This is a genomic window from [Clostridium] symbiosum ATCC 14940 (assembly GCF_000466485.1).
Classification (GTDB): domain Bacteria; phylum Bacillota; class Clostridia; order Lachnospirales; family Lachnospiraceae; genus Otoolea; species Otoolea symbiosa.
The window spans coordinates 1-23,027 of sequence record NZ_KE992901.1; the positions used below are offsets into that span (position 1 = coordinate 1).

Here is a 23,027-nt window from a genome sequence, read left to right on the forward strand (position 1 = left end):
CGGCGTCCTCACCTGCTTAACTAAATCTCCATATTTTCTCTCACACAGGCCAAAAAACGTTCCCCATACTTCTCATACTTAAATTCACCCACGCCTGATACCTGCAGCATCTCCGCCCTTGTCTCAGGCTTTACAATACACATATGGGACAGCGTCTTATCAGAAAATACAATGTATGGCGGTACTTTCTCCTCCTTCGCAATCTCAAACCGGAGTGTCCTCAGGCATTCAAACAGCTTTTCTTCCACCCCGGTAAACTCTGCTCCGCCGGGGACTGCGGCAATGCTCTTTCTGCCCTTCTTTTTCCCGCTCTTTACCCTGGCCGCAATCTGTTCCTTTGCCATCTTCATAATCACCTGTTCATCACCGTTAAGGACTGACTGTGATTTTTCCGTCAGCTTGACAAGCATATATTCGTCATTAGTCACCCGCAGGTATTCATTGAGCAGCAGGTAATTCATCACCTGACGCAGCTTAAAGGCAGGAACTTTGTCAAGCTTCGCGTACCAGGCATTCTCGTCCATCCGGTACTGCCTGATCTTCGCAGTGGAGGCTCCCCGCACCGTATCAAGTATTACATTCACGCCATACCGCTGACGGCAGTCCTCCACACAGCCAATGACCGCTTCTGCCACCTCCGTCACGTCCACCGTCTCAAACTGGCTTAAGCAGTTGGAACAGTTCCCGCAGTAATTGCCCCCGTATTCCCCAAAGTACCGGAGAATATAATCCCTCAGGCACTCATTAGTAAAACAGTAATACGTCATTCTGCGCAGACGTTCCCGGTCTCTCTCCTTTACAAGCTCCCTGGCAGCAAAATCCAGCTCGTCGTTGTCCTGGTTATTGTCAATAAAGAACTGGTTCGTCACCACGTCCTGCCCGCCGTACAGAAGAATGCATTCCGCCGGTTCACCGTCCCTTCCGGCCCGCCCGGCCTCCTGGTAATAGCTCTCTATATTTTTCGGCATATTATAATGGATCACAAAGCGCACATCCGATTTATCAATCCCCATGCCGAACGCATTTGTGGCAACCATCAGACTCCTTCTGTCGTAAATGAAATCCTCCTGATTGCGCTTCCGCTCCGCATCACTCAGCCCCGCATGGTAGCGCGTTACCAAAAATCCCTCTTTTGCCAGCCTGCCGCTGACCTCCTCCACCGTCTTTCTAGTCAGACAATAGATGATACCGCTCTGTCCCGGATGGCATTCTATGTAATTCTTCATTGTGGCATACCGGTCCTTCGGCGCCTGAACGGAAAACCACAGATTTGGCCGGTCAAACCCGGTTGTAACGACATTCGGCTCCCTCAGCCTCAGGATATCGATCACATCATCCCTTACTTCTTTCGTGGCCGTGGCGGTAAACGCGCTGAGAACCGGCCTCTTCGGCAGCTTGTCGATAAATTCCATGATTTTTAAATAGCTGGGCCTGAAATCCTGGCCCCACTGGGACACACAGTGCGCCTCATCCACTACCACCATGGCTATCTCTGCGTGAATGGCAAAATCAAGGAACTCCTCCGTTACCAGCCGCTCGGGAGCGACATAAATAATGGGGTATCTTCCCTCTCTTGCGTAAGAGAGCGCTTTATAATATTGATTTACCGTCAGGGAGCTGTTCAGATACGCGGCATGAATGCCGGCCTGGTTCAGGGCAGATACCTGATCCTGCATTAGAGAAATTAATGGCGATATGACTAATGTGATTCCCTTCATCATTAATGCCGGCACCTGAAAGCATAAAGATTTTCCGGCGCCGGTAGGCATGATTCCCAAAGTATCCCGGCCTGCGAGAATACTGTCAATCAGCCCCTCCTGGCCCTCCCGAAACTCTTCATAGCCAAAATACTGTTTTAATACCTGATATTTATCCATATAGTAATCTCAATCTCCTTTTCCGCCGTCTGCATTCTGACAGAACCTGATTCCATCTGCACGCCCAGGTTATTTCTCAAATCCGGCCTCTGCAAAATATACCGGCAGATGGAAATCCGGCGTACCGCTTTCAATTCTGGAATAGCTCATATAATGTTCTATCTCCGGACTTTCCGAAATTTTATAAAAATTACAGTACATAGGCCTGTTACCGTCTGCCGCAAGCCAGTCCTCTGTTTTTTTCCCTGTCACTTCCTCCAGATACCAGTCCGGGATCAGAAAATCAACGCGCCATCCGTCTCTTCCGATCACCGCATTGCATCTGCTTTCCCGGTACACACGATCCGGTATAAACTCTCTGTTCCTGCGTCCAAAGCCGTACTGGGCAAACATTGCCGCATTGGCATTGATTTCAAAATTCAGGTACAGGCTCTCATTGGTCAATTCGCCTTCCCGGCCGCCCTCTGAGACCGGGAACGCCAGAAACAGCTCCAGCGCGCTGTCCTTCCAGACCGGGCCCTTGTGGTAGACCTGCACTCTGCAGGGATTCGTCTCACCGCAGGCCATTCTGACAAAAAGGCCCTTACCCTCCAGGTATCCCATATAGGCCCACGCCTCCGGCTGCAGCCTGCCGTTCCACTGCACCTCATTGATTCCGGCCCTTTCACATGATTCTATTGCTGCCTGTGTTTTAATTCTCCTGACTGTATATCTCATCTTTCAATCATCCTTCCCGAGCATTCCTAACTTCTCTAAGGCATAGGCGATTCCATCTTCCTCCACCGTCTTTGTCGTGAAGACAGCATACGGCTCAAGTCCGCTGTCGTGCTTCCCCATTAAAACCGAGTTGAGAGAATATTGGAACATCGATAAATCATTCATACTGTCCCCAAATACCCAGGCATCTTCTTTGGCAATTCCAAATCTCCCGAGTACCGCTTCTACGGCCGTGGCCTTGGAATGCCCCAACGGTACGCATTCATAAAAACCGCCGCCCCTGTCAATGATTTCAAACTCATCTTCAATCGTCGCAAAAAATTCCATCTTCCGGCTTTCCCGGTCCGCTGCGACACAGAATTTGGAGATATCATAGGAATTATCTTCCCATCCCAGCGGCACATAGGCATTGCCCTCCTTCAGCAGCTCCATCAGGCGGTTTACCATCGGCATCCTGGACTCTCCCCGCTGAAAGTAGCAGCCTTCCACACCTTCCAGCACCCCGTCCAGACCAAAGCGCACGATATCTTCCTTAAGTCTGGCCGTCCGCTCCGCCGGAATCCGCCTGTCATAAATGACTTCATTCCCTGTTGTAATGTATGTCCCGCAGCCGCAAAGCAGACCGTCCGATTCCACTTCCATTTGAATCCCGGCCGTCTGGCAGACTGTCCTCCCCGTGTTAATAAACACAAGATTTCCGCACTGCCTGGTTTTTTTTAAGGCAAGCACCGCGCTCTGCGGTACCTGCCTCTCAATCTCGCTGAATAATGTTCCGTCTATATCAAAAAACAATGCTTTTCTATTCATTTCTGAACACAATCTCTCCTGTTTCATCATCCATGCTGTCGACAATCGCCAGCGACTCGAGACGGATTCCCTTTTCCCTGATTCTCTTTCCGCCGTCCTGAAAACCTTTCTCGATGACGATACCGGCTCCGGAAAGCTCTGCTCCGGAATCCTTAATCAGGGCTGTCAGTCCCTCCAGCGCCTTGCCGTTTGCCAGGAAATCATCAATTACGAGAACCTTGTCGCCCTCGCCCAAAAATTCCTTTGACACAATGATGTCATAAACCGTTCCATGAGTAAAAGATTCCACCTTTGTCGTATAGACATCCCCTGCGATGTTCTTCGTCTTTGTCTTCTTCGCGAATACGACGGGAACGTCAAAGTATTCCGCCACGATACAGGCAATTCCGATTCCGGATGCCTCTATCGTGAGAATTTTATTAATCTCAGTGTCGGCAAAGCGCCTTTTGAATTCCTTGCCAATCTCCCTGAACAGCCCGATATCCATCTGATGGTTTAAAAACCGGTCCACCTTCAGGACATTTCCAGCTTTCACTACTCCGTCTTTGCGGATTCTGTCTAATAAGATCTGCATATGATATTCCCCACCTGCTTTTGTATGATAACCGCCGCTGTCATTGCCTTCTTTATGACGCCGGAGCCACGTCTCCCTTTGCAACCGTAATTTCCGCATTCTCTACCAGGAAGTCCAGTGTCTTCTGCATCAGAGCCGTGTCATCAACGATTTCCTTATCGGCAGTTTCCAGAAAGCTCTCCAGGCTGTCATATCCATACCGCTCCGCCAGAGCCTCTCTGTCCTCATCTGTGACGGTGATATTCTCCCTGGAAGCAATCTCTTTTAACAGCATCTCCTGCTTGGTCATATCCCTGGCCACATTTTTCAGTTCGCTCTTTAAACCTTCCTCGTCCATTCCCATCAGGCTGGCATAGGTTGCTAAATCCAGACCGTACATCGACGCCTGGTTTGTATAATACTGAACCTGAGTTTCATAGTTCTTATCCACATCGTCCGTTGCGCATACAATCTCAGATTTATCAATAACCGCGTTGAGAATGTCAGTATTTCTCTGGTTGTCAATCTGATACTGCTTCTGCTCCAGAATAAATGCTTTCATGTTTTCTCTCAGCTTTTCCACAGTTCCGTCTTCCGGTGAAACCTTGGCAACAAAATCGTCCGTCAGCTCCGGAACTGTTTTTTCTTTTACATTATTTACCTTTACCTCAAATACTACGGCCTGTCCCGCCAGATCCGGATTATTCTGGTATGGGTCAGGGAATGTAAGGTTCAGAGTTACCTCTTCTCCCTTTTTCGCTCCCACAAGCCCTGATTCAAATCCGTCGATGAAGCTGTTGGAACCCAGCACCAGATCATATCCCTCCGCAGTGCCTCCGTCAAAGGCAACTCCGTCTTTCATTCCTTTATAATCAATATTAACCTGATCGCCCAGCTGAGCCTCGCGATCCACCTCCAAATACTCAGCGCTCGAATTCAAAAGCTGCTGAATCTGAGCATCCACTTCTTCGTCCGTCACTGTCGGTTCCGTCACGGTTACAGGAATTCCCTTATACTCACCCAGTGTAATGCTGCCCTCGGCAACATACTCTTCCGTCTCAGCAGGTGTCTCTCCTTCAGCCGTGCTCTCCGCCTGTGAGGCGTCCTTGGCACTCTTTTGTCCTGAACAGCCAGTTGCAAACATCATAAGCGCAGCCGCGCCGCAAAGTCCTACTTTTAAAAATTTTCTCATTCAAAAATCCTCTTCTTTTCTAATTTATTAACAAATCTGTCCCGCAAATCTGCCCAAACGCATTCTGGAGCCGATGCGTATAACAGACATAATACCACAAACGGCTCCAGAAAAAAAGATCCTATTTATAAAATGCGCAGAACGCTTTATATGTATTGTAAATATCCAGCTTGGACGCCAATTCAAACGGGGAATGCATCGAAAGAATCGGAACTCCCAGATCGACTACGTCAACATCCATGCCTGCCACATACATGGCAACGGTGCCACCGCCTCCGACATCCACAGCTCCCAACTCTCCAATCTGCCAGTATACGCCTTCTCGGTCCATCATATCCACGATCTTTGCCATCGTCTCGGCGCTGGCGTCATTGCTGCCTCCCTTGCCCCTGGAACCGGTATATTTCGTCAGGACACAGCCTTTATTGATGTAGCAGGCGTTTCTTTCCTCATAAACCTGTGAGAAGGTCGGATCATAGGCGGCGTTTACATCGGAAGACAGGCAGATAGAGTTCCTGAGAATTGTCCTGTAATCAATTCCCGCCGTCTCCGCCAAATCTTCAATATAGTGCAGCACGAAATCTGAATCCAGCCCGGTATTTCCTACGGAACCAATCTCTTCTTTATCGGCCAGTACGGTTACCGTTGTGTATTCAGGCTCTATCGATGCCATCTCAGCCGTCAGCGCCGTATAAGCGCACACTCGGTCATCCTGCCCGTATGCTCCCACCATGCTCCTGTCCAGTCCCACATCCACAGCCTTGAATGCCGGAACGATCTCTATTTCAGCCCTGATAAAGTCCTTTTCCGTCATACCGTATTTCTCGTTGAGGACAGAGAGGGCCAAAAGCTTCACCGGCTCCTTTATATCCTCATCCGCGGTAAACGGCAGAGAGCCGATTATCACATTCAGTTCTTCTCCCTTGATGCCGTCCTTCAGCTTGCGCTCATTCTGGTCTGCCGCCAGATGGGGGAGCAAATCCGTTACGCAGAAGACCGGATCGCCATCCTCCTCACCAATACGGATGTCAGTAATCTCTCCATCCTTTTTCACCACCACGCCGTGCATGGCAAGCGGAATTGCAGCCCACTGGTACTTACGGATCCCGCCATAATAATGAGTCTTGAAAAAGGCCATCTCCGCCTTCTCATACATTGGGTTCGGCTTCAGGTCGAGACGCGGCGAATCAATATGGGCCACATTCAGGCGCACGCCCGCGCCTATCTCCCTCTGCCCGAAGGTTGTCATAATCAGGGATTTTTTTCTGTTGACATAATATACCTTATCTCCGGCCTTATAGTCTCTCCCCTTTTCAAATGGCGCATATCCCGCTTCATTCAGAAGCTTTACCGCTGCCTGAGTAAACTCGCGCTCCGTCTTTGCACAGTCCAGAAATGCCTTATAAGCCTCACAATATTCGAACGCCTCCTCCTTCTGGGACGGAGCCTCCTTCGCTATATTGGGAAAGCTCCAGGTCAGTTCTTTCTGCAGTTCTTTTACCTTCTCCCCGGCAGTCAGTTCTGTTTTCTCTGTCAGCTCTGTTTTCTCTTCCTGTATCATTGCTTTACGTTCCTCCTTCTTTTCTGCCGTTCTTGGCGGTCTTTTCTATATCCGGAATTTAGCGCCGCCTGCTTCACAATCTACGCGGAGCAGCCGGTCTAGAGCGTGTTTTAAATCCATTTCTGCCCTCTCCCGAAAAGTGTGACGCACAGCCGACAGAAAGCAATTTACAAACGTGCTCTAATTCTTTTTCTTCTTTACTATCATATCACTGTCCAGAACAAGTGTAAACGGTCCGTCATTCAAAAGTTCCACCTGCATATAGGCTCCGAACTCTCCATGCTCCACCTTATCCACATACATCCTGCACCGCTCCACCACGTGTTCATACAGCCGGTTTGCCAAATCCGGGGCCCCTGCCCTGAAAAAGCTGGGACGGTTGCCCTCGCTGCAGTCCGCATATAAGGTAAACTGGCTCACCACCAGGAGCTGGCCCCCCACATCTGCAAGCGAGCGGTTGGTCTTTCCATTTTCATCCTGGAAAATCCTCAGTTTACATAATTTATCAACCATCTTGTCGGCGATCTCCTCCGTATCCGTATCGGAGACGCCAAGGAGTATCAGAAAGCCGTCATCTATCGCTCCTATTGTCTTTCCCTCCACCGATACACTGGCTTTTGATACTCTCTGAAGCACAATTTTCATCGTCTGCATCCTCCTTACTCTATTTTAACATCTCCCGGATTCTCGCCAGGAGATTTTCCGTATTCTTTTCTCCAAACAGGACTTCCCTGGCCATGAGGGGATTATCTGTAATCACATTATCCGCCCCCAGGATCTTCATCCTCTCCATCTCACTCTTACGGTTTACCGTCCATACATGGACTGCTTTACCGCTTTCGTGCGCCTCATCTATCAGTTTCTGGTTCACAGAGCTGGAGAGCATGCTGATAAAATCGATCGACTCATCCTTATAATAGCTCCCATAGGCAGCGGAAACGATATATCCCGTATAAATATCAGGAACCGCCTTCTTGACCCGCTTTAAATAACTGTAGCTGGTGGACGTCACAACACATTGTTCCGTCCATCCCATTCTCTCAATGCATTCCGCCACCTTCTCAGGAAGGCTGCTGGATGCGCCCATATACTTTATTTCGATATTCAGCTTCAGGTGTCCCCGCGCAAATTCCAGCGCCTCTTCCAGCGTCGGGATCGTGGTTCCCTTAAACTCACCGGAGAACCGTGTACCCACGTCAATATCTTTTAATTCGTCCCACGTCATGGATTTGACGCTCTTCTCTATTCCCGCCATACGTTTCAGCGTGCTGTCGTGAAACAGGACCATCACCCCGTCCTTTGTCTCCTGGATATCAATCTCCGCATAATCCGCCAGCTCATCAGCCGCAGCCTGCAGGGCCGGTATCGTATTCTCCGGAGCTGTCCTGGAACTTCCCCTGTGCGCCGTAATCTGGACTTCATAAAGCAAATCTTCGTTCAGGAAGCTGCCGTTTCTCGACACATCAAAGGCTGCGGCCATGCTGACCGCCGTCACAACAGCCAGCAGGCCCAGAACGTTCCTTCTGTTCATCCACCTGCTTCTGCTGTGGCCGCTGAGATCAAAATCCCACCGTTTTTTATTCTTGTCTTTCCGGTCATACTGGAAATACAGCACTGTCAGCGCCCCATAGTTCACAACCACCGACACGATGCTGATGACAAATATCAGGGCATACTCGATTCTGTCCCTGGCCGCCAAAAGAAGGGCCAGCTCCACTCTCCGGTCCATAAACCGGACTGCAAAGACCGCCACAATTACGACCGCAAACAGGTACAAAAGGATACAAACCGCAGTAACCGCCATATTGCAGGCGGCCAGAATAAAAGAAGTCTTTACGTATCTGCCTCTGAGAAGGTCTTTGCTGCGCTCCAGACTGTCCCGGAATGTTCTCTGTTCCACCATGCATCCAAAACAGATAAAGGCCGTCGGAAACGATAACAGAACACAGGCTGCCAGAAAAACCACAATCAGAAGCCTGCCCCAGTTTTCGCCCAACAGCCCGGGCAGAATAAATTTCAAAGGCTTTACATGGCGTAGTATTCTGTAAATCATAAAAATATTAGTCAGGATATAGTGAACCGCAATTACCAGAAAAAGCTTCCAGTTTTTTCCGTTTTATCTCATAAGCTGTTTTTCCCAGTCCTCCCAGGAACATGGAAAACACATTTATCTTCCTGGAGTACGCCGCCGACTGGAATGCCGTTGTCAGGCTGCCGATTTCGATCATCAGACCAGTCAGGATCACAGCCGCAATCAGCAGCACTACGGCAAGCGTAACCGGTTTTAATAAAAAAGCGCCCAGGTTATTCACCGTCACATAGCTGTACCCCGCCGCGTTCAGCGCCAGGCGGACCAGCGCCCCTGTCATTTGCAGCAGAAGGGGAAGAGTCAAAAGACGGAACGCCAGCTCGAACAGAAAAATATTTCCGTTGTTAACGCTTAAAATCTGCTTCGTATCCTCAAATTCCCGTCTTATTTTCATCTTCCCCGTACTTCTTTCTTCTTTTTAGCCTGTCTTAAGACCTTTCATCATTCTTTTGCCGCTGCCGTCTCCGCAGCTTTTTCATCCTCACTGATTTTCATAATTGCCTCGTTGAGTGAGAACATCTTGGCATCCAGCATATCGACCATGTCCGCACAGGCCTTCAGCTCCTCCTCCAGATAATCCGGCGCATGCCCTTCGAACTTATAATAGATCTTGTGTTCCAGGCTGGCCCAGAAATCCATGGCAATTGTCCGAATCTGAATTTCAACCTTTGTCTCAATTGGCCCCTCGCTCAGGTATATCGGTATCGTCACTACCAGATGATAGCTCTTATAACCGTTGGGCTTCGGGTTTTTAATATAATCCTTGATATAAAGCACCGTTATATCCGACTGTCTGGCTATCATATCCGCAATCAGATAAATATCGGATGTAAAAGAACAGATAATTCGGATGCCGGCAATATCGCTTAAGTAGTCAATCATGTTGGGGATTGTCACTTCACGCCCGTCATTCTTTAACTTCTTTACGATGCTCTCCGGCGTCTTCAGCCTGGATTTAACATGTTCAATTGGATTATAATTATAAATATGGATAAACTCATTATTCAAAATCTCGATCTTTGTATTAATCGCTTTCAGAGCGGAATTATACAAAAACATGACCGTTTTCCACTGGTCAAGCTGATCATATGTTTTGGGAATATTCAATGGCTCCCTCTCCTTTAACTTCCTTATAGGTTGCTCCTGGTAACAGTTCGGCGGCCAGGAACACGCTCCGCCGCGGTGAAATGAGCGCTCTGCGCCCGTTTCACCGCCAATCGATGCACAGAAACGGTAAGGAAGCAGCAAAAACACCTCGCGGAATACATCATGGCTGAACTGGTACTGAACAGTACTTCAGACTACAGTTTAAGGTTTTTAAAAAGCTCTCCCAGTCCCGTGGTAGCCTCACCGGATTCATGGTAGTTGAACACTTCCTCCTCCGGCGCCTCATTGGCCTCCACTGCCTTCATACTGAGGCTGATCTTATTATCGGCTGTCGAAATAATCTTAACCGTTACTTTCTGTCCTTCTTTCAGCACGGCACTCGGATGCGGAATGCGCTTACTGCTGATCTGGGAAATATGTACAAGCCCGGACAGGCCGTTCTCCAGACTGATAAATGCTCCGTATGGTTTGATACTGTCAACTGTACCGTCCATAATTACGCCGACCTCGCATTTGGCGATTCTGCGTTTTTTCTCTTCCTGAAGCTTTTCCCTGGCCGCCTCTCTACCGGACAGAACCAGTTTATTATGCTCTTCATCTGCCGTGATTACAGTGACATCAATGGTTCTTCCCAGAAAATCCTCCAGATTCTCCACATAAGCGGCGTCCAGACGGGAAGCAGGAATAAAGCCCCTCATTCCTTCAATCTGTGCAATCGCTCCGCTGTTTACAATCTCAGTAATTTTTACCGGAACAACGGTCCGCTCCTCGAGCATGGTCCTCAGTCTGTCCCAGGCCATCTTATCGTTGGCTTCTTTCATGGAAAGCACGATATTTCCCTCTCCGTCGTCGGTCTTAAGTACGGTTGCCGTAATCTCATCGCCAACGTGGATCTCCTCTTTCATATTAAAATCGGGATCATTGCTCAGGTTCTCTTTCTCAATAACGCCCTCGGCATAATACTTCAAATCAAGCAGCACATGAGATTCAAATACCCCGATTACGGTGCCGGTCAATATATCGCCCTCACGTACCTTCTTAAAGGATGCCTCCAATTCAGCAGCATAATCATCCATTGATTCCGTAGGTTCCGCTGTCTGGGCCAGCTCAATCGCCTCAGCCTCATTCTCCCGTGTTTCCAGAACTTCTTCAGTCCCCATTGGTTTCGATTCTTCCATTTCCGCCCCATATGTCATTTTATCTGTCATAATTTTCTCCTCCTTGTATTTTGTTCAATAAATCCTTCTCTGTATATTTAACCATATCCCACCTGATATTTCTATAGTTTTCTAGTGAAAAGTATGATATATTTTTAATAGTTTGATAATTTTTGTTCGGAAATGAAGGAGGCTAACATGAAAGATATCCTTGACATACATTCTCACACGATTGCCAGCGGCCATGCCTACAATACACTTTATGAAATGGCAAGGGCTGCGGCGGATAACGGCATGGAACTGTTCGGCTCCTCTGATCACGGCCCGGCCCTTCCGGGAAGCAGCCATGAAATGTACTTTTGTAATTTTAAATCCATTCCAAAGGAGCTGTTTGGAATGAGGCTGATCATGGGATGTGAATTGAATATTCTCGACTATAAGGGTACGCTGGATTTGAAGGAATGGCTGTTAAAACGTGTAGACTACGGGATCGCCAGCATCCATGATCTCTGTTATAAAACAGGCTCGCGGGAGGAAAATACGGCTGCCGCCGTCAATGCGATGAAAAGTCCGTATGTTCAGGTGATCGGCCATCCTGACAATGCCAATATTCCTCTTGATTATACCGCACTGGTGAAGGGAGCCAGGGAACACCACGTGCTGTTAGAGGTCAATAATAGCTCCCTGAAGCCGGGTTCCCCCCGGCCGGGAGCTAAAGAAAATTATTATGTAATGCTCGATCTCTGCCGTAAATATAATGTGTCCGTCATTGTCAGCAGTGATTCACACTGCGCATCGGATGCCGGATGCCACAGCTATGCGCTGGAGCTATTAAAAGAAACCGGCTTTCCCGAAGAGCTGGTTGTCAATTCCTCATTAAAAAAACTGGCCGAATATCTTCCCTGCCTGTAACAGTTCATCCCTGCCTGCAGCTTTCCCGGGAATTGTTACAGGCTAATAATTGATCCCGACAATTCCTATCCGTTTGTCCTCACCAAGCCCAATAATTATATTGGGCTTTCCTGATTTATCACCTACTACGAGACCGGCTTCCGTCATTTTCAGAGAGTCCAAATCCGCTCCTTTAACAGCATCAATCAGTTCGTCGGTGAAAACTGCGTCAGGGTTTAAATCCATAAATTCTTCCTCACTGTCCACAGTCACGCCGTCTCCCACCCCTACGTAGCAGGGATAGACCACCAATTTCTTCAGCTTTTCCAAATCCCTGTCTTCAATTATATTCTGTACATCCTTGGCCAGAGCCTTATACTCTGTTTCCAGCTGTTTCTCTTTATCATCCGCAGTAAGAGCGGTATCTTTTTCCGTCTCTTCTGTCGTCGCCTGAGCAGTCTCCGCCTGTGTTGTTTCAACCGCCTCCGTCGTACCGGTTCCTGATGTCCTGCCAGAACCGCTGCAGCCGCCAAGTCCCATTGCCGCTGCCAGCACAATCGCCGCAATCAATTTTTTCTTCATAATCTGCCTCCTGCATGCTCAAGGTTTCTGCCTTGCTCATTTTGCGATAATAACATGGTTTGAAACAACTGTCAATTCTTTTACCGAATTCTTAATATACCTTCCCCGGCCTGGTAACTGTTCACACCATGCCAAAAAGCGGCATGCTATAAACAATAACACGCTTCGCGATGCACAGAAACTGCATAAAACGCAGTTTCGCTCCGTGAAACTCGGGATTTTCGTGCAAAATTCGCACGAAAACACCTCGCGGAATACAACCTGTGAACAGTAACCCGGCCTGTTCAGGAGCAGGCGGCAAAAAGGCACCTGCCGGACAGAATACCATCTTATCCGCACAGGTGCCGTATTGCCATTATTTTTAAGCTTTAAAGCGGGAATGAATTTTCAGACACGCTCAAGTGTGTTATGCTGAAGCTGTTCTCTTCGATCTCATATACTGCCATGCCGTCGGTCCGATTACCAGAATCAAACCTACTATATCAGTCATCATGCCCGGATCCATCATACAGAGACCGCCTGCAATCAGAAGAATTTTAAACAGCAGATTTAATTTTCCGAAAAGGAAGCCGTTCAGCGCCGCCGCAATACCGAATATGCCAAGCAGAGAGGTTACACAAATCTGGACCACCTGAAATGCATTCGTATTGATAAAGACCATTGCCGGATTAAAGGCCAGAATATAAGGTACGATAAAGGCCGCAATTGCCAGACGAGTAGCATTAATGGCCGTCTTCATCGGCGGGGCCTTGGCTATGGCCGAACCGGCATAAGCAGCCAGCGCAACCGGCGGAGTGATATCTGCTACGATTCCAAAATAGAATACGAAGAAGTGTGCGCATACCAGGTTGATACCGATTTCCGGTGCAATCAGGATAGGCGCGCAGGTCGCCGCCATAATACAGTAATTGGCTGTCGTAGGAACGCCCATTCCCAGTACGATACAGCAAATCATCGTCAGGAACAGTGCAATAATCGGTTTGCCCTGGGATACTGCCACAATAGCCGTGATCAGTTTGGAAGCCAGACCGGTTGAAGTAATGCACCCGGCTACCAGGCCGGCCATTGCACAGGCCACAGCCACTGTGATTGTTCCTTTTCCTCCGGCCTCCAGCGCATCAACAATTTTAGTTAAATTAATACGGTTATCCTTATTAATCAAACCAACGCCAATTGCAATAAAGATAGCTACGGATGCAGAAAACTGCATTGTGTAGGTATTGGTCGATACAAGAGCCACCAGCACTATAAGCGGAGCAAGAAGATATATTTTCTTAATCAGAATTCTCATTTTAGGCAGCTCTTCCTTCGGGATTCCTTTGAGTCCCAGCTTTTGAGCTTCCAGGTGTACCGCAATATAGACTCCGGCAAAATAAAGGACTGCCGGCAGGATTGCCTTCACAGCTACCGTCGCGTAAGGCACGCCCATATACTCTGCCATCAGGAATGCGGCAGCGCCCATAATAGGAGGCATAATCTGGCCGCCCGTAGAGGAGGCCGCCTCAACGGCGCCTGCAAACTCGGGCTTATAGCCGCATCTCTTCATCATCGGAATTGTAACGGAACCGGTTGTTACGGTGTTGCCAACGGAAGAACCGGATACCATGCCGCAGAGCGCCGAAGAGATAACGGCAACCTTGGCAGGACCTCCGGCCGAGGAGCCGCAAAGGCTGTTGGCCAGATCAATAAAGAAACCCGATATTCCGGTCCGTTCCAAAAAAGCTCCGAAAATAATAAACACCACAATATATTTGGCGCAGACATTGATCGGAGTATTCATTACGCCGCTTGTCGTATAAAACAAATCATAAATCACCTTGCCGAAACGGACGGTGGAAAAGGTGTACACCAGCAAAGCACCGACAACGCACAAAATGGGAATACCAACACAGCGGCGGCACAGTTCCATCAGAGCCACCACGGCAATGATCGCGATCACCACCATCATCGGATCTCTGGTAACGCGGGTTGCCAGCTTGATAATCTGCTGTGCATGCAAAGCAAAATAGAAAAACGGAGCCGAACCTGCCACCATAATAACTACATCATACCATGGCATATAGTTGACCCGGGTAACCCCCTTTTTGATCGGATAATTCAGGTAGCCCAGAATCAGAATCATTCCGAGGAAAGTGGTCAGACGAACCTCCGGAAGTGCAGTGCTGAACAGTGTTACATAAATGCAGTAGATGGAGAAACCCACCGACAGCCATCGGATGATTAATAACGGTATTCCTTCCCATATACGGACATTGGATTCCCTGTCGTATTTTTTCATGACCGCTTCCACATCGGCGGCCGTACCTACATCAGCATCCTGTACCGGAACCGGTTCTTTCATATTCTCGTCATTCATATTCTCGTTCTCCCCTTTCTTTTCATGCCCAGTTATCATAATTCACTGGTTTATCCCCTTTATAAAAGCTGCGGCAGGCTCACGCCCACCGCAGCTGCCATTCACTCTGAAAAGATCAAGATCACTTTGTGGGAACTGTAATTCCTTTTTCAGCAAAGTATTTTGCTGCACCCGGATGATAAGGAACAGCCGTAACGGATGATGCAAATTCAAGACTCAGTTCTGCGCCCTTTGCATGTGCTGCCGTGATGGCATCCAGATTCTCAAAAATACCATACAGGAAGTTATATACATCAGCCTCTGATACATCGTCGCGTGCAATAACAACCGCGCCTACTGCAACTGTCGTAACATCGCCATCTGTGCCATAAGCCGATGCCGGGATTACGTTCTCGCTGTAGTAAGGAGAAGACTCGATCAGAGCGTTCATATGTTCATCGTCAAGACCTACCAGATAAACGTCTTTTGTTGCTGCCAGAGAGGTGATGGCTGTGGTCGGTGCGCCTGCAACTACGAAAGCCGCATCAATCTTGCCGTCCTGAAGAGCCTCTGCACTGTCGCCGAACGACTGGTATGTCGGTTTGATATCCTTCTCAATATCCAGACCGTATGCGCCGAGTACGTCAACTGCGTTGTAATATACACCAGAACCTGCCGCGCCGACAGAAACATTCTTTCCTGCCAGATCTGCAACGGATTTGATGTTCGGATCCAGGGTAACGATCTGAACCTGCTCCATATACAGCGCTGCAACTGTCGAGAAATTCTCAACCTTGCCGTACTCTTCAAACAGGTTGGTTCCATTATAAGCATAAGCCATAACGTCGGACTGTACGAATCCAAGCTGTGCGTCACCTGCATCCATCGCCTCGATATTGGCCTGAGAACCGCCGGATGTAATTGCCGTAACCTTAGTACTGGTGCTCTCGCCTATCTTGCCGGAAAGTACGCCGCCAAAGCCGTAATATGTACCCTGGTCTCCACCTGTAGTGAAGTTCAGGCTGGTGCCGCCTTCCATGCCGCCCTTAACGGTTCCGGCCGCCTCAGATTCGGCTGCCCCGCCTTCGGTCTCTGCTTCCTTAGGAGCTTCGGTTGCTTCAGGAGCTGCCGCCTGTGTGCTGCCGCCTCCGGAACTGCATCCGGTTAAAACGGTCCCCATAACCATAGCAGCCGCCAGTACAAGTGCTAATTTCTTTTTCATAGATAATTCCTCCCTTAAATGAATTATTAAACATCCCTTCATTTTGACTATTTTACGTCAATCTGAACGGATATCTGCTGTTTTCATTATACAGGTATTTTTATCCAATTACAATACAAAATATTCTTATTTTTATTTTTTCCTTTACATTTTAAAATATTATGGCAAATAAACTATAAAAACCGTTGTTGTTTTTAGGAAAACAGAAAGAACTTTAATGTGAAGATAAATAAAAATATGTCTGTTTTTAATACCGTATGACAAAAAAATGACAGGGACTGCCAAAGCACCGGCTATCCCTGTCAAAATGTCAGAATTAAATTTCAAATTGATGATACTACAGCATTATTTCAGTCCTAAAGCTTCCTTAATCTTAGAAATAATCAGAATACCGATGTCTCTTGATGCATCTACGGACTGAGCACCGATATGAGGAGATACAATAAAGTTATCGCACTCAAACAGCGGGCTGGCGAAAGAGTCATTTCCAGTAAGGCCGCTGCCTGCAAGCTCATTCTCCAGAACGTCTGTTGCATAACCGCCGATCGTTCCGGCCTTCAGAGCTTCATACATATCCTGCTCATTAACGATACCGCCGCGGCTCATGTTGAGGACAACAGCGTCATTCTTCATTCCGGCGATGGATTTTGCATTGAACAGATCTTTTGTATCTGGTGTCAGCGGTACATGGATAGATACGAAATCAGAAACCTTCAGCAGTTCTTCGATGGACATGCCTGTAGCATTCTCTTTCTCAAAGTCTTCCGGTTTCAGGAATGGATCGTAAGCTACAACGGTCATGCCGAATGCGCGTCCCAGCTCGCCCACACGGCGGCCGATACGTCCGAATCCCATTACGCCAAGAGTTTTTCCGCGAAGTTCACGGCCTACGAACTTATATTTATCCCACTCATGTTTTACCTTAACATCATAGTTTGCTGTAAAGGTTCCGCGGGAGATATCAAGCATCTTAGAAAAAGTCAGCTCTGCAACTGCATTTGCATTCATGCCGGGTGCGTTAAAGATCTGAATTCCTTTCTCTTTTGCATACTCAGTATCGATGTGGTTTAAACCAACGGAGCATACGCCGATAATTTTCAGATTCTTGGCTGCATCCAGAACCTCTTTATCGATCTTCGGGTCTACACGCATGATCAGCACGTCCACATCGCCGATCTGGGCAATTAACTGCTCTTTGGTGGAAGGCAGGTTGTCAGCCGTTTTTACATTCATGTATTTACTAAATTCTTCTGCAATTCCTGCGTACACTTTGTCAATGATAAGACAATTCATAATAATTACTCCTTTCAAGATTCATACTCTGCTATTATACCAGTTATTTATAGGACAAGCAATGAAAAGTATGTCTGCTGCTTTCCATTATTTTAAACAAGGGGCTGCTGCCTTAAGCCTCATGCCTTGCGTCGGCATTATATACTTAATGCAGCAGCCCCAATCATTCAGACAACCGCTTATGCAATTGTTATTAAATAATAGCTGCCGGTCTTCAGATTACCAAGCAATGCCCTGAGCCATCATAGCATCAGCAATCTTCTGGAATCCAACGATGTTAGCGCCGGCAACCAGATTGTAGCCTAAGCCGTAACGCTCTGCTGCTGCAGCGGAACCGTCATGGATATCTGTCATAACCTGATGAAGTTTGGAGTCAACTTCCTCTGCTGTCCAGGAAAGTCTCTCGCTGTTCTGGCTCATCTCAAAGCCGGATACGAGAACGCCGCCTGCGTTTACAGCCTTGGAAGGAGCTACTACCATGTTTGGCTGCTGCATTAAGAATCTGAGAGCTTCATTGGTAGTTGGCATGTTAGCAACTTCGATGTAGTATTTAATGTTGTTAGCAACGATCTTCTTAGCCTGCTCTAAATCAACATCGTTCTGAGTAGCACATGGCATGATGATGTCAACCTTCTGGCCCCATGGTTTCTCACCCGGGAAGAACTGTACGCCGAACTTGTCTGCATAATCCTGAACTTTGTTACGTCCGGATGCTCTCATCTCAAGCATGTAGTTGATCTTCTCTTCTGTTGTGATGCCTTCCGGATCGTAGATGTATCCGTCTGGTCCGGAAAGTGTAACTGCTTTAGCGCCTAATTCAGCAAGCTTCTTAGCAGCGCCCCATGCTACGTTACCAAAACCTGCTAATGCAACTGTCTTGCCAACCAGGGTATCGTTCTCATGTTTCATAACTGCTTCTACATAGTATACGGAGCCGTATCCTGTAGCTTCCGGACGAACTAAGGAACCACCGAAGGATCTTGCCTTACCTGTCAGAACGCCGTTGTAGAATCCGCCGACAATTTTACGGTACTGTCCGTACATATAACCGATTTCACGAGCGCCTACACCAAGGTCACCTGCAGGAACGTCAATGTCCGGTCCGATGTGACGGTATAATTCTGTCATGAAAGCCTGGCAGAATCTCATAACTTCTCTGTCGCTCTTACCGTTCGGATCGAAGTCGGAACCACCTTTGGCACCACCCATAGGAAGTGTTGTAAGGCTGTCTTTGAATGCCTGCTCAAAGCCTAAGAATTTCATGATGGAAAGGTTTACAGACGGAGCAAAACGTAAGCCGCCCTTGTACGGTCCAATGGCGCCGTTGAACTGAACGCGGTAGCCTGTGTTTACATGAACCTTGCCGTTGTCATCCTCCCACGGAACACGGAACTCGATAACTCTCTCCGGAATTACCATTCTCTCGAGAAGAGCTACTTCCTCATACTCCGGATGTGCATCAACAACCGGACCTAAAGAAGATAAAACCTCTTCTACTGTTTGTACGAACTCCGGCTCGTCTGCGTATTTCTTCTCGACTTCCGCAATTACTCTGTCAACATACTTGCTCATTGTAATATACCTCCTGTTTGATATATGATTTTAAAAGTTTCACTACTCACTGGAACCATATTATGTATAACTTCAACAAAATTCCCTCACGATTCCTATTGTTTTTGTGAAATTTTCTGTTCTGGTTTTATTATAACGCATTTCACTTATATAAGCAAATTGAATTAGCATTATAATTGTTATTAGATTTTGTTTATATTCCCCAAATGCGGTGTTTTTTACCAATTCCGCACCTGGAGACGGGCTTTACGCCGTACAGCGGCGAAAAGCCTGCAGAGCAGACCTTTCACCGCCTGGTAAGTCTATTTGATTAGCCAAGGAAATTGATAAATGCTGTCAGGATGGAAGCGTTGCAGAAATCGATGAATAAGCTTCCTACTAACGGAACTACCATGAATGCGGTAGGAGCCGGTCCGTACTGTCCTGTAACGGCCTGCATGTTCGCCATGGCGTTCGGTGTTGCACCCATTCCGAAACCACAGAAGCCGGTTGTCATAACTGCTGCATCGTATGTTCTTCCAAGTACGTTGAATACGACAAAGTAAGCGTATACAAACATAAGTATTGTCTGTGCTGCCAGCATTACTACCAGCGGAAGCGCCAGCTCTGCAAGCTGCCAGAGTTTCATATCGATCATGGCAAGTCCAAGGAAAATGGACAGACAGGAGCCGCCGAGTGTTCCGATCTCTTCCATCGGGATTTCTTTCTGCATGGCATCCATTACGTTACGGATAACAGCACCTACCAGCATAGCGCCGATGTAGAATGGGAATGTCATCAGCTTTCCAAGGAACATGGAAACAACGGTACCGGCACCGATAGCAATAATCAGATACAGAAAGGCATCCAGGAACTGTTTAGAGTCAATAGCACCTGTTTCGTCTTTTTCAACCATCTCTTCGATAGTTGTATCTAAAGCTGCGGATTTTAAATTGAATTTATGAATTTTATTGTATGCAATAGGTCCGCCGATTGCACAGCCGGCAACAAGACCAAATGTTGCGGAAGCAATGGCAACTACATTGGCATTGGCAACGCCCAGCTCTTCCAGCATCGGGCCGAAGGAACCTGCTGTTCCGTGGCCGCCTACCATCGGAATGGAACCTGTGGCAAGACCAAGTCTCGGATCAAGGCCGAATGCAGATGCAAGGCCCGCGCCCAGACAGTTCTGTAATATTACCATTACCACGGCAAGGAGCAGGAAAACGATGGTCTGAATACCGCCCTTTTTCAGCATTTTGAAGGATGCCGTGTAACCAACGCTACAGAAGAATGCCACCATGAATACATTTTTCAGCGTCATGTCTGCAGAGATTTCAAGAATTCCAGCGCTTCTAACAACCAGATGCAGAATCGCATAGATAAATCCACCGACTACCGGCGCCGGAATACAATACTTACGCAGAATCGCAATCTTGTCAACAAGGATACGCCCCAGTAAAAGAACAATGGCCGCAACCGCGGTTGCCTGATACATATCAAGCTCAATAACTTTCATACAACTACCTCCAATAGATTATTTGTTTACGTTGAAGGCAGTATAAATCACTTCTCTCAAAAAACTACAAAATAATTCAAGAATATATTCAAAAATTTATAACAGTTTTTTAACTTTGTTTATAGCATCTTTAGAATTACCCGAAATATTCCGCTGCATGTCCGGCCTGAAATCCGGTGTATGTCAGATTTCCCGGTCGGCGGCCAGCATCAGGCTGTCTATAAATTTCTTGATGCTTACCTTCCCGCCGTACTTCCTCTTACCGCGGATATAATCCATCTCAGCCCTTATCTCCTCAAAGGGGAACAGGGTGCTTGAATAGGATGTGAATGTGTCATTCATAAAATCCTCAATCCCCAGATGCGCGAGGTTGGACATTCCCACGGCAATCGCCCTCCTGATTCGCTGTTCCATGTTTTTAGGGGCGTCGCTTAAAATCTCGCAAAGCTGGCCGATGCTTACCTGGGAAATCGGCCGCTTATTGCTGTGCAGATACTGGCAGATACGCATAATATCATCACCGCCCTTTTCCCCGGACATCCCGAGCCTGTTGAGAATATACTGTACCTTCCGGCCGTAACCGTCGTCGGGTTTCTTTTCTTTGGGCATGTCCGCAATCTCAGCCATGAACATTTTTTTAATGTTGGACAAGGTCCTCTCATTCTCAATCTGCTTTTCCACCTTCTGGATAACAGACTTCACTTCTATTATATTAATCGGTTTGCTGATAAAGAACTCCATTCCCGCATCATAGGCTTTTCCGACCAGTTCTTTGGCCGAAACCTGGGAAATCATGATGCATCTGGCGCCGCATCCCTTTTCCTTCAGTTCCCTGACCAGTTCCACGCCGTCCTTGCCCGGCATCAGGAAATCCACGAGAATCACATCCGGCTCCAGCGCCAGAATTTCATCCACATTGGCAGGACCGCCCTCTGTCGTACCGCAGACGGTTCCCAGTTCATTGTCCTCAATAATATCTTCCAGAATACTGATAACGGTTACGTCATCTTCAACAATATAAATTTCCATATCATGACTCCTCTAACATCTCAGCCGGTATCATGATGCGGAACTTGGTTCCTTTACCGGTCTCGGATTCCACATCAATTTTACCTTTAAATTGCTCTTCAACTGCATTTTTCACACCAACAAGTCCGACTCCACGGTAAATGTTTCCGGTCTTTTCGTCAAACTTTGTCGAATACCCCATTTTAAAAATATTGGAAAGCTGTCTTTCTGAAATTCCCGGCCCGTCGTCGGTTATTTCAAATATATAGTCGTTCCCCTCTTTGCGCTCCGCGATACATACCGTACCGCTCTTCTCCTTTGTTTCAATGGCTTCAATTGCATTATTAACCAGGTTTTTGAGTACAGCCATCAATATATAATGCTCTTTGGTTATAAAATTATCCTGGCAGTCATACACGAGGCGCACATCCAGCCTTTTCTCTGCCAGCATGTGATAGGTGGACGCTTCCAGAATCTGAAGAAGATCCTGAAAATTCATCTTTTCCTCATCATACTCCTCATCGATTTCCTCCTCAATTCCCTGAATAATCCTGATGTAATCCTTCTTTATCTCATGGACATCCCTTGCAATTTCGAGGGCCATCTGCTGCATCTCCTTCGGAAGCTCCTCCATCATCAGAGTCTTCTCATAAAGCCGGTAAGCATTGCTCATAACCCTCTCAATTTCCTCTGTGTTCTTATGCATCAGGTAAATTTCATTCTTAAGCCCCGTTGTCATAAGAAACAGTCTCTGATACCGGTTCTCATGCTCCGCATTCTTAAGGAGAACGCGGTACTGCTTTTCTCCAATCAGCGCAACGGCCGCAAACAGCGTACGCACAGCCGCTATCATCAGCAGATATTTGATGACGGACAGTTCCGGCAGCATTCTTTGTTGTAGGTATTCCTGCAGGGAGACTTCAAAGACATTTGAACAGAAGTCACAGAAAAAGACCGCTACAATCAGACGTTCCATCTGAACGATATGCTTATTCTTGATCTGGAGTTTAAAAATGAGTCCGTAGCAGATATAGAACAGCGCTCCCGGGAGTACCTGAATCAGGCCTGTTTCCAGCGGCATTCCCTGGAACAGCAGTATAACCAGACGGAATATATAGATAGTGCAGGCCGTTACAAAACAAATCGTTCTTGTATGGACCTGGATTCCTACCGTCATAATCAGGACAGGAAGCAGAATAACGGATGTAGAAATACGGAAATTATTTACAAATACATTCCAGTAGAGCTGAGAGGCAAGGGCAATGATCACTCCTATTGCAAGTGTCCGCTTCCACAGTTTCATATTCATCTCAACTGTATTCATTCGTAATGTCCTCCTAACGGCCATAAAGTGTCTTATCCTTTGAACTTTTTTTATGATAAAAAGAGACAACACACTATTTTTAGTATACTTCTTTTCGGGCGGTCTGTAAATAGGGATTTAACTGAGGTTGGGGGGACGCGCCCGGAACGGACCATGTCCGGTGTGGTGGAGGAGTCTGTCTGAGTCTTCCGGCCCCGTGGGTAGGTTATCGTGGAAGGGGGAATCCGGCCGGAATGAATTGC

General features: G+C 47.5%; 20 protein-coding genes. 1 reads left to right on the forward strand and 19 read right to left on the reverse strand.

The genetic code is table 11. The features are described from left to right. Positions 1-20: 20 nt before the first annotated feature. The 11 genes from recQ to CLOSYM_RS10070 all read right to left on the reverse strand — a co-directional run bounded on the left by recQ (position 21) and on the right by CLOSYM_RS10070 (position 11,111). Positions 21-1,877: a DNA helicase RecQ gene (gene recQ / locus CLOSYM_RS10025; RefSeq protein ID WP_021642048.1), complete on the reverse strand. Its 1,857-nt coding sequence runs from the start codon at positions 1,875-1,877 to the stop codon at positions 21-23. A 69-nt stretch (positions 1,878-1,946) separates the two neighbouring features. Beyond that, positions 1,947-2,594 carry a carbohydrate-binding family 9-like protein gene (locus tag CLOSYM_RS10030; protein WP_021642049.1) on the reverse strand — a complete coding sequence of 216 codons (648 nt, stop codon included), beginning with the start codon at positions 2,592-2,594 and terminating at the stop codon, positions 1,947-1,949. 3 nt (positions 2,595-2,597) lie between these two features. Further along, complete coding sequence (locus CLOSYM_RS10035) at positions 2,598-3,401, reverse strand: HAD-IIB family hydrolase (RefSeq protein WP_021642050.1); 804 nt, start codon at positions 3,399-3,401, stop codon at positions 2,598-2,600. After that, the gene (locus CLOSYM_RS10040) at positions 3,394-3,975 is read right to left on the reverse strand and encodes a xanthine phosphoribosyltransferase (protein ID WP_003497185.1); all 582 of its coding nucleotides are present in this window, start codon (positions 3,973-3,975) and stop codon (positions 3,394-3,396) included. Before CLOSYM_RS10040 ends, CLOSYM_RS10035 begins: the two co-directional genes overlap by 8 nt. Before the next feature lie 52 nt (positions 3,976-4,027). Further along, a complete protein-coding gene (gene tig / locus CLOSYM_RS10045; RefSeq protein ID WP_021642051.1) occupies positions 4,028-5,146 on the reverse strand; it encodes a trigger factor in 1,119 nt (372 codons plus the stop codon). Positions 5,147-5,267: 121 nt separating this feature from the next. Next, positions 5,268-6,707 (reverse strand): aminopeptidase, encoded by a 1,440-nt coding sequence (locus tag CLOSYM_RS10050; protein WP_021642052.1) that lies wholly within the window; start codon positions 6,705-6,707, stop codon positions 5,268-5,270. A gap of 180 nt (positions 6,708-6,887) precedes the next feature. After that, positions 6,888-7,352 carry a D-aminoacyl-tRNA deacylase gene (gene dtd, locus CLOSYM_RS10055; RefSeq protein WP_003497191.1) on the reverse strand — a complete coding sequence of 155 codons (465 nt, stop codon included), beginning with the start codon at positions 7,350-7,352 and terminating at the stop codon, positions 6,888-6,890. Positions 7,353-7,371: 19 nt separating this feature from the next. Next, on the reverse strand, positions 7,372-8,760 hold the full coding sequence (locus tag CLOSYM_RS10060; protein WP_021642054.1) for a glycerophosphodiester phosphodiesterase: 1,389 nt from the start codon (positions 8,758-8,760) through the stop codon (positions 7,372-7,374). Between the two features lie 7 nt (positions 8,761-8,767). Further along, positions 8,768-9,190, reverse strand: a complete 423-nt coding sequence (locus tag CLOSYM_RS23445; protein ID WP_021642055.1) for a glycerophosphoryl diester phosphodiesterase membrane domain-containing protein — start codon at positions 9,188-9,190, stop codon at positions 8,768-8,770. 47 nt (positions 9,191-9,237) lie between these two features. Then, a complete protein-coding gene (locus tag CLOSYM_RS10065) occupies positions 9,238-9,855 on the reverse strand; it encodes a GTP pyrophosphokinase (protein ID WP_171032243.1) in 618 nt (205 codons plus the stop codon). A 242-nt stretch (positions 9,856-10,097) separates the two neighbouring features. Next, positions 10,098-11,111, reverse strand: a complete 1,014-nt coding sequence (locus tag CLOSYM_RS10070; RefSeq protein ID WP_003506568.1) for a S1 RNA-binding domain-containing protein — start codon at positions 11,109-11,111, stop codon at positions 10,098-10,100. Positions 11,112-11,258: 147 nt separating this feature from the next. Here CLOSYM_RS10070 and CLOSYM_RS10075 point away from each other — a divergent pair, with 147 nt between their 5' ends. After that, positions 11,259-11,972 carry a phosphatase gene (locus tag CLOSYM_RS10075; protein ID WP_024738951.1) on the forward strand — a complete coding sequence of 238 codons (714 nt, stop codon included), beginning with the start codon at positions 11,259-11,261 and terminating at the stop codon, positions 11,970-11,972. 42 nt (positions 11,973-12,014) lie between these two features. On the opposite strand, the gene CLOSYM_RS10080 is transcribed toward CLOSYM_RS10075, so the two are convergent. From CLOSYM_RS10080 to CLOSYM_RS10115, 8 genes are all read right to left on the reverse strand, one after another. Continuing rightward, the gene (locus CLOSYM_RS10080; protein ID WP_021642058.1) at positions 12,015-12,533 is read right to left on the reverse strand and encodes a hypothetical protein; all 519 of its coding nucleotides are present in this window, start codon (positions 12,531-12,533) and stop codon (positions 12,015-12,017) included. Positions 12,534-12,939: 406 nt separating this feature from the next. Continuing rightward, on the reverse strand, positions 12,940-14,889 hold the full coding sequence (locus CLOSYM_RS10085; RefSeq protein WP_044902343.1) for a TRAP transporter permease: 1,950 nt from the start codon (positions 14,887-14,889) through the stop codon (positions 12,940-12,942). A gap of 121 nt (positions 14,890-15,010) precedes the next feature. Then, positions 15,011-16,090: a TAXI family TRAP transporter solute-binding subunit gene (locus CLOSYM_RS10090; protein ID WP_003497200.1), complete on the reverse strand. Its 1,080-nt coding sequence runs from the start codon at positions 16,088-16,090 to the stop codon at positions 15,011-15,013. Between the two features lie 345 nt (positions 16,091-16,435). Next, entirely contained in the window at positions 16,436-17,383 is a 948-nt protein-coding gene (locus CLOSYM_RS10095) for a D-2-hydroxyacid dehydrogenase (protein ID WP_003497201.1), read from the reverse strand. A gap of 219 nt (positions 17,384-17,602) precedes the next feature. After that, positions 17,603-18,955 (reverse strand): NADP-specific glutamate dehydrogenase, encoded by a 1,353-nt coding sequence (gdhA, locus tag CLOSYM_RS10100; RefSeq protein WP_003497202.1) that lies wholly within the window; start codon positions 18,953-18,955, stop codon positions 17,603-17,605. A 310-nt stretch (positions 18,956-19,265) separates the two neighbouring features. Then, complete coding sequence (gltS, locus tag CLOSYM_RS10105) at positions 19,266-20,453, reverse strand: sodium/glutamate symporter (protein WP_003497203.1); 1,188 nt, start codon at positions 20,451-20,453, stop codon at positions 19,266-19,268. A gap of 183 nt (positions 20,454-20,636) precedes the next feature. Then, complete coding sequence (locus CLOSYM_RS10110; protein ID WP_021642065.1) at positions 20,637-21,482, reverse strand: response regulator; 846 nt, start codon at positions 21,480-21,482, stop codon at positions 20,637-20,639. 1 nt (position 21,483) lies between these two features. After that, entirely contained in the window at positions 21,484-22,785 is a 1,302-nt protein-coding gene (locus CLOSYM_RS10115; protein WP_003497206.1) for a sensor histidine kinase, read from the reverse strand. Positions 22,786-23,027: the final 242 nt, after the last annotated feature.

What these genes read in the sequence shown, in the direction of transcription:
- recQ (WP_021642048.1), bottom strand. Translation starts at nt 1,877, where the DNA reads ATGGATAAATATCAGGTATTAAAACAGTATTTTGGCTATGAAGAGTTT.
- CLOSYM_RS10030 (WP_021642049.1), bottom strand. Translation starts at nt 2,594, where the DNA reads ATGAGATATACAGTCAGGAGAATTAAAACACAGGCAGCAATAGAATCA.
- CLOSYM_RS10035 (WP_021642050.1), bottom strand. Translation starts at nt 3,401, where the DNA reads ATGAATAGAAAAGCATTGTTTTTTGATATAGACGGAACATTATTCAGC.
- CLOSYM_RS10040 (WP_003497185.1), bottom strand. Translation starts at nt 3,975, where the DNA reads ATGCAGATCTTATTAGACAGAATCCGCAAAGACGGAGTAGTGAAAGCT.
- tig (WP_021642051.1), bottom strand. Translation starts at nt 5,146, where the DNA reads ATGAGAAAATTTTTAAAAGTAGGACTTTGCGGCGCGGCTGCGCTTATG.
- CLOSYM_RS10050 (WP_021642052.1), bottom strand. Translation starts at nt 6,707, where the DNA reads ATGATACAGGAAGAGAAAACAGAGCTGACAGAGAAAACAGAACTGACT.
- dtd (WP_003497191.1), bottom strand. Translation starts at nt 7,352, where the DNA reads ATGAAAATTGTGCTTCAGAGAGTATCAAAAGCCAGTGTATCGGTGGAG.
- CLOSYM_RS10060 (WP_021642054.1), bottom strand. Translation starts at nt 8,760, where the DNA reads ATGATTTACAGAATACTACGCCATGTAAAGCCTTTGAAATTTATTCTG.
- CLOSYM_RS23445 (WP_021642055.1), bottom strand. Translation starts at nt 9,190, where the DNA reads ATGAAAATAAGACGGGAATTTGAGGATACGAAGCAGATTTTAAGCGTT.
- CLOSYM_RS10065 (WP_171032243.1), bottom strand. Translation starts at nt 9,855, where the DNA reads ATGTTTTTGTATAATTCCGCTCTGAAAGCGATTAATACAAAGATCGAG.
- CLOSYM_RS10070 (WP_003506568.1), bottom strand. Translation starts at nt 11,111, where the DNA reads ATGACAGATAAAATGACATATGGGGCGGAAATGGAAGAATCGAAACCA.
- CLOSYM_RS10075 (WP_024738951.1), top strand. Translation starts at nt 11,259, where the DNA reads ATGAAAGATATCCTTGACATACATTCTCACACGATTGCCAGCGGCCAT.
- CLOSYM_RS10080 (WP_021642058.1), bottom strand. Translation starts at nt 12,533, where the DNA reads ATGAAGAAAAAATTGATTGCGGCGATTGTGCTGGCAGCGGCAATGGGA.
- CLOSYM_RS10085 (WP_044902343.1), bottom strand. Translation starts at nt 14,889, where the DNA reads ATGAATGACGAGAATATGAAAGAACCGGTTCCGGTACAGGATGCTGAT.
- CLOSYM_RS10090 (WP_003497200.1), bottom strand. Translation starts at nt 16,090, where the DNA reads ATGAAAAAGAAATTAGCACTTGTACTGGCGGCTGCTATGGTTATGGGG.
- CLOSYM_RS10095 (WP_003497201.1), bottom strand. Translation starts at nt 17,383, where the DNA reads ATGAATTGTCTTATCATTGACAAAGTGTACGCAGGAATTGCAGAAGAA.
- gdhA (WP_003497202.1), bottom strand. Translation starts at nt 18,955, where the DNA reads ATGAGCAAGTATGTTGACAGAGTAATTGCGGAAGTCGAGAAGAAATAC.
- gltS (WP_003497203.1), bottom strand. Translation starts at nt 20,453, where the DNA reads ATGAAAGTTATTGAGCTTGATATGTATCAGGCAACCGCGGTTGCGGCC.
- CLOSYM_RS10110 (WP_021642065.1), bottom strand. Translation starts at nt 21,482, where the DNA reads ATGGAAATTTATATTGTTGAAGATGACGTAACCGTTATCAGTATTCTG.
- CLOSYM_RS10115 (WP_003497206.1), bottom strand. Translation starts at nt 22,785, where the DNA reads ATGAATACAGTTGAGATGAATATGAAACTGTGGAAGCGGACACTTGCA.